The organism is Xenorhabdus entomophaga (genome assembly GCF_037996725.1).
Lineage (GTDB): Bacteria > Pseudomonadota > Gammaproteobacteria > Enterobacterales > Enterobacteriaceae > Xenorhabdus > Xenorhabdus khoisanae.
In genome coordinates, this window is sequence record NZ_JBBMXH010000243.1 from 1 (window position 1) to 1,350 (window position 1,350).

Below are 1,350 nucleotides of genomic sequence, written 5' to 3' on the forward strand. Positions count from 1 at the left end.
CATTGTACAAAAGATTCATCAGGCCACGGCTATCTTATCCTCTTCCCCCTCCCAGTTAACCGAGCAGGCGAAATCCTACGCGTTGGGAAAAGTCAATGGGGCAATATCCACGGAAGCCCAAAAATGGTTGTCCGGATTTGGCACCGCCAGGATTAATTTTTCCCTCGACAAAAAAGGAAAACTGGATAACAGCTCTCTGGATCTCCTGTTGCCGTTCTACGACAATAAAGCGGACTGGTTATTTTTTTCTCAACTGGGTTATCGGCATAAAGATAGCCGCCATACCCTAAACCTTGGTCTCGGTGGGCGTTATTTCACCCCCCATTGGATGTATGGTTTAAATACCTTCTTTGACAATGACGTGACGGGGAAAAATAAACGGTTGGGTTTCGGGGGAGAAGTCTGGACGGATTATGCCAAATTTTCTGCCAACACTTACTGGCGCTTGAGCAAATGGCATCAATCACCAAATGAGTGGGACTATGAAGAACGCCCTGCCAACGGATACGATATCAATGGTGAGTTTTTCTTACCCGCTTACCCGAACCTGGGGGGGAAATTGAGTTATGAACAGTACTTCGGCGATAACGTCGCCCTGTTCAACCGGAATACGAAGCAAAAGGACCCTAATCTGGCCCGAATTGGCCTGAATTATACCCCTGTTCCCCTGATGACAATGGGCGTGGATTATAAGCTCGGGAGCAGTGGACACAGTGAGACGCTCTTCCTGGCCAATCTGAATTATCGTTTTGGGGTACCTTTCGGCGTTCAGATTTCACCGGGTAGCGTTGCTTCTATGCGCACATTAGCGGGAAGCCGTCATGATCTCGTGGAAAGAAACAACGACATCGTACTGGACTACCAGAAAAAACCCGAATTCAACCTTTCCCTGCCCAATGTTCTAAGCGGGTATAGTGCCCAGCATGTCACCGTCACGCCAAAGATTACCGCCGAAAAACTACTGAGGAAGATAATCTGGAAACCTAATGAAGAGTTCAGTAAACGGGGGGGGGCTTTCACATCTCGTGGTAAGTCTGTTGAGCTGGACCTGCCGAAATATGTTGTCAACGGAACCAACAACTTTACCCTGTCTGCAATAGCGGAAGTCGAAGGCAGCAATAAACTCAATACCACCCAAATGAACGTGGTCATTGATCCTTTTGCCATTAAAGACCAAAGCATCAAGCCAAGTGGTAAAGGCCCGGTGATCGCCAATGGTAAACCCGCTTATGATCTGACAGCAACGGTCACCTATGGCGATAAAAGTAACCCGCCGATTAAAAACCAGGCCATACCCAACATAAAATGGAGCATCGACCCGCCGGATCAACATGCAACATTAAACTGGGA

Annotated in this window: 1 protein-coding gene; it reads left to right on the plus strand. The window is 47.9% G+C overall.

Going from position 1 to position 1,350, the window contains the following annotated elements; all coding sequences use genetic code 11:
• Positions 1-1,350: inverse autotransporter beta domain-containing protein (locus AAC854_RS22500; RefSeq protein WP_340619037.1), on the plus strand; the 1,350-nt coding region annotated here is incomplete at both ends.